The organism is Calditrichota bacterium, assembly GCA_013152715.1.
Classification (GTDB): Bacteria; Zhuqueibacterota; Zhuqueibacteria; order Thermofontimicrobiales; family Thermofontimicrobiaceae; genus 4484-87.
Genome location: JAADFU010000102.1, coordinates 2,897 through 7,457 on the forward strand (window position 1 = coordinate 2,897; position 4,561 = coordinate 7,457).

A 4,561-nucleotide genomic window follows, 5' to 3' on the forward strand; every position below is an offset into this window, starting at 1 on the left:
CGGGCAGAAATTTCCGGCAGCCGAACCGTTGCTTTGACGTGGGACGCACCGGATGCGGCTCTGCAAACGGCGCCGGTTTATCGCTACAATATCTTTCGCTCGGAAAAATCGCCAGTGGATATTTTTGCGGCAAAAAATTTAATTCACATTGCCCGTGCCGCAGAAACGGCTTTCATCGACGCGGTTCCGGATGCGAACAAACCGTACTACTATGTCATCACAGCGCTTGATCGATTAAACAATGAAAGTCCGCCTTCAAATGAAATTCGCGTTTGGTTTCCGAGAGTGGCGTTATTGAGCGATTCGACAAGCGAGGCGCAATGAGATTCTTTCAAATTACAACAATTCTGTTGTTTTTAATTTTATCATCATGTAGCCCGGAAGCAAGCAGGAAATCCTTTAGCAAAAAAGAAAATTTGTCAAAAAACAGGATGCGCTGGCGCGTGCCGAATATTGAATATTCAGGCGTGGATTTCAAAATTCCGCTCGTGGTTGTTGATTCCGCGGAAATTTTCATCCCGCAAAAATGTGCCGCCGCCGACACTTTTACCATGCTGCTCCATTTTCACGGTGCCAGCTACATTGGCAAGTATGCGGTCTCGCACTGTAAAACTCCGGCGATGCTGGTAAACATCGACATCGGACAGGGTTCTTCAACTTACGAAAAGCCTTTTAAAGGAAAAAATCATTTCCCCGAAATGTTAGCGGAAATAAAGCGACAAATTTTTTTCCGAATGAACCGCCCGATCTTTTTCAATAAAATAATTATTTCATCCTTCAGCGCCGGCTACGGTTCTGTGCGAACAATTTTGCGCTCGCCGAAAAATACAGATTTGATCGACGGCATCATTTTGCTCGACGGCATGCACACCGATTACACCGACACCAGCCGGGCTTTCCCTGAGAATTTGAACGTTGACAAACTGAACATGTACGTTCCGTTCGCTAAAAAAGCGATTGAGAAGAAGAAAATATTTATCATCACTCACTCGGAGATATTCCCTGGGCAATATGCCAGCAATCACGAGACGAGCGATTATTTATTGTACAAATTGAAACTTTCACGGAAGAAATGCGATAAATTTTTGACCACAGCCATGCATCAAATTTCCGAGGCGAAAAAAGGACAATTTTATGTTTTTGGCTTTGACGGCGATACTGCGCGCGATCATGTGGACCATTTTCACGCGCTCCCTTATTGGTTCAATTTTGTCATCGGCAAATTCAATTCAAAATAATCGATAAACTTAATTCGTGGAGGAATCGAAATGAAACTGAAAACAGCAATCACTGTGCTCATTTTCTCTCTTGCTTTAGCGTTTATTTTTATGGGCTGCGGCAAAAAACAAGCAAAGCAAACGCCGCCCGTAGAAATAAGCGCCGCTCTGTTAAATCCTGACCCGGCGCAATTAAACGCCGAGGCGCCGGATGTTTTCAAAATTAAATTTGAAACTTCCAAAGGCGATTTTGTCATGGAAGTTCACCGCGACTGGTCGCCGCACGGCGCAGATCGGCTCTATTATCTGGCGAAAAATGGCTTTTACGATGGCGTCCGTTTCTTTCGCGTGATCGATGGTTTCATGGCGCAATTCGGCTATCACGGCGATCCAAAAGTCATCGCGGCGTGGGAAAGTTTGAACATTCCCGACGACCCGGTTGTGCAGAGCAACAAGCGCGGCTACGTTTCCTTTGCCAAAAGCAACATGCCCGATTCCCGCACCACTCAGCTGTTCATCAATTTTGCGGACAATGCTTTTCTCGACGGCATGGGATTTTCGCCTGTGGCAGTTGTGACAGCAGGCATGGACGTCGTGGATCAACTTTACAACGGCTACGGCGAAGGCGCCCCCCGCGGAACAGGCCCGAATCAGGGGGAAATTCAAAAAGGCGGGAATAAATACCTCAATGACAATTTTCCCAAATTGGACTATATCAAAAAAGCCTACCTGTTGCACGAGTAAAATAGTCTTCAACCTTTCAAAGGCTCGAAGCCTTTGAAAGGTTCCAACTTATGAATTGCTATTACACTTTAAAATAACTTGGAGGCTCAAAAATGCGCCTGCAAAAAATGGCCTTATTCATTTCATTAATTTTTTTAATCCCTCTTCCCTGTTTCTCACAGATCATGCCTCCACCACCACCGCCGGAACCTCCTTTCAACTACGTCGCCTTCCCCACGGACCAAATGGGAATGCTTTACAATCCTGACGGGACAGAAATAACTCCCGAAGGTTTTCTTTACACAGGCTACGGAGAACTTATGTTCTTTGCGGGAAACCAGTTGCGACCGATCAATCAGCCGATTCGCACTTTGCACAAAGGCTACCTGCCGGTTTTCAATTACAGCGTCTGGCGAAACGGATTCAAATATGAATTCACGACTTTCGCCACCACACTCGATGATAATCTTGAGCAGGCGTTGGTGAATTATATTCGGGTAAAAATTTCCAATTTCACTTATAAAAAGCAAACAGGCTACTTTGCCACGGCATTCAGATATTCCAACGAGGACAATTCGCATCGATTTCGTCGCCCGCGTGTGCCAAAATATCCGGGCGCACACAGCCACTCGGGCGTCAAATTTAATCCGACGTGGAAATTCAAATTTGATCACAATTTTCTCTATCGCAGCGACAGCCTGATGCTCATTTTCCCGGAAAAATTTCCCGGAAAATCAGTCTCCGTCAAAAAATCAGCGAAAAAGCCTGATGCAGAAATCACGCCCACAACTCCGATGGGCCGGGTGGAATATAAATTTAAACTGAAGCCCCACGAATCGCTCGATCTGGATTTCCTCATGCCCTACAGACCTCTGCCGCGCGGGAGTGATAATATTAAAGCGCTGATGCGGAAAAATTTTGATGAAGAGAAAGACAAAGTCGCCGCCTTCTGGGAAAAATTAGTCAATCAAGGCATGACCATTTCTCTGCCGGAAGAAAAAGTTGTCAATACGTTTAATGCCAATCTGATTTACGATTTAATGGCATTGGATAAAGTCGGCGAAAATTATATCCAAACGGTGAATTTATTTCACTATCACGCTTTTTGGCTACGGGACGGATCTTTTGTTGTCAGAAATTACGATGTAACCGGCTATCACGATATCGCTGAAAAATGCCTGGATTTCTTTCTTCGTTGGCAGCAGGAAGATGGGAATTTCGTCTCACAGGGCGGCCAATTCGACGGCTGGGGACAGACGCTGTGGGCTTTCGGGCAACACGCGGAAATGACCGGAGATTTGAAATTTGCGCGAAAAGTTTTCCCGGCTGTGGTCAGAGCGGTCGATTGGCTCAAGCAGGCGCGCGGGAAAGACGAATTTCATTTGATGCCCCAAACCAGGCCCGGCGATAACGAACAAATCACCGGACATGTCACCGGACACAATTTCTGGGCGCTGTTGGGTCTGAAAAAGGCAATTCTGCTTGCGGGAATGCTCGGCGAAGAGAAAAAAAAGGCGGAGTTTGAAGCGGAATACGCTGATTTCTATTCCGCGCTGCGAAAACGATTGACGGAAATCACTGCCATCAGCGGCGGCTACATTCCGCCCGGGCTGGATGACTTGAGCGGTTACGATTGGGGAAATTTGCTCTCAGTTTTTCCGGAGCCGATTCTTGATCCCTGGGAGCCGATGGTTTCCGCGACGCAGGCAGCAGCGCGCGCCAAGTTCCGCGAGGGGCTGATGACTTACGCCGACCAGAAATACATCCACAATTATTTGACGACCAACGTCACGCAAACTTCACTGATTCGCGGTGAGCAGCGGGATGTGCTGCATGATTTTTATTCGCTTTTGTTGCACACGACTTCCACTCACGCCGGTTTCGAATATTCGGTCTTGCCCTGGAAAGACCGCGACGTGCACGGAAATCTCACGCCGCACGGCTGGTTTGCAGCAAAATTCAGAATGCTGCTGCACGACATGCTGGTCAGAGACGAAAATGAAGAATTGCATCTTTTTTCGGCTGTTTCGCCGGAATGGCTCAAAACCGGCGTCCCCATTTCTGTGAAAAACGGGGCAAGCAAATTCGGGAAAATCGACTTTAAAATGATTCCCGACGACAGTGGCGCCGTGGTAACCTGGCGGGCGAATTTCCGCCAACAGCCGGGAGCAATTGTCATTCACATTCCGTTTTTTGCCACGCTTAAAAGCATTGAACTCAGCGGAAAGAAATATTCTCTTGCAAAAGATTTTGGCTTGAACAAAACAAATTTGCCGAAATTAGGAGCGGATCGAGTAGTTGTGCCGCCAACGGCGAACAAAATCCGCTTGAACTGGAAAATCAACAGCCCCTCGGATGAATTCTCCTACGACTATTTTGTGGAAAAATATAAACTGGAATATCAGTTTCACCTTCGCCGAAAATAACTCCCGAAACTACGGTTTATAAAACAGAAAATCCCCTGTGAGCATTTCGCCCAGGGGATTTTTTTTATTGTTCTGCAAGATGTACTCCACCTCACAGATGGGGCACACCTGATCCATCAATCCTCTATCAAGCAAGGCAATGTTTCAGACAGAGGTAGACATCCCCGTACCCCAACCACGTCCACCGTCTCAATC

Annotated in this window: 4 protein-coding genes; all 4 read left to right on the forward strand. The window is 46.9% G+C overall.

The features are described 5' to 3' along the window. The coding region (locus GXO74_08455) for a hypothetical protein (GenBank protein ID NOZ61700.1) at positions 1–324 on the forward strand (324 nt) is incomplete at its 5' end. 119 nt (positions 325–443) lie between these two features. Further along, positions 444–1,238 (forward strand): hypothetical protein, encoded by a 795-nt coding sequence (locus tag GXO74_08460; protein NOZ61701.1) that lies wholly within the window; start codon positions 444–446, stop codon positions 1,236–1,238. A gap of 90 nt (positions 1,239–1,328) precedes the next feature. After that, positions 1,329–1,961 (forward strand): peptidylprolyl isomerase, encoded by a 633-nt coding sequence (locus tag GXO74_08465; protein ID NOZ61702.1) that lies wholly within the window; start codon positions 1,329–1,331, stop codon positions 1,959–1,961. Positions 1,962–2,125: 164 nt separating this feature from the next. Next, complete coding sequence (locus GXO74_08470) at positions 2,126–4,366, forward strand: hypothetical protein (protein NOZ61703.1); 2,241 nt, start codon at positions 2,126–2,128, stop codon at positions 4,364–4,366. Positions 4,367–4,561 lie beyond the last annotated feature (195 nt).